This window comes from Mesorhizobium sp. M1C.F.Ca.ET.210.01.1.1 (genome assembly GCF_004791585.1).
GTDB lineage: Bacteria > Pseudomonadota > Alphaproteobacteria > Rhizobiales > Rhizobiaceae > Mesorhizobium.
Genome location: NZ_SRUU01000218.1, coordinates 1 through 286, shown reverse-complemented (window position 1 = coordinate 286; position 286 = coordinate 1). Strand labels below are relative to the sequence as shown.

The following is a 286-nucleotide window of genomic DNA, read 5'->3' as shown; positions in this document are numbered from 1 at the left end:
TTTCCGCCTTGTCCAGCACGATCGGAAAACTCATCATCTTTTGATGGGCGACTCCGCGCTCGCCCTCCCAAAGATGCTCGTTGCCATAGGCCAGATAAGTGTTCGTGGGAGCGACGAACAGGACCCGTTTCCTGACCGCGGCCGGGCGAACGTAGAAGGGAATGTAGTAGGTGGTTTCACCCTGGTTCAGGCGAACGGCATATATCCAGCTTTCGGCGGGAGCTTCGACCTCGAAGTCCGTTCTCCATTGCTCGTCATCCAGATCGTCATCGTGCAGATACAACTC

1 protein-coding gene is annotated in these 286 nt (G+C 55.9%); it reads right to left on the bottom strand.

What is annotated here, in order from left to right:
• The coding region (locus tag EN853_RS34340) for a N,N-dimethylformamidase beta subunit family domain-containing protein (RefSeq protein ID WP_348632886.1) at window positions 1-286 on the bottom strand (286 nt) is incomplete at both ends.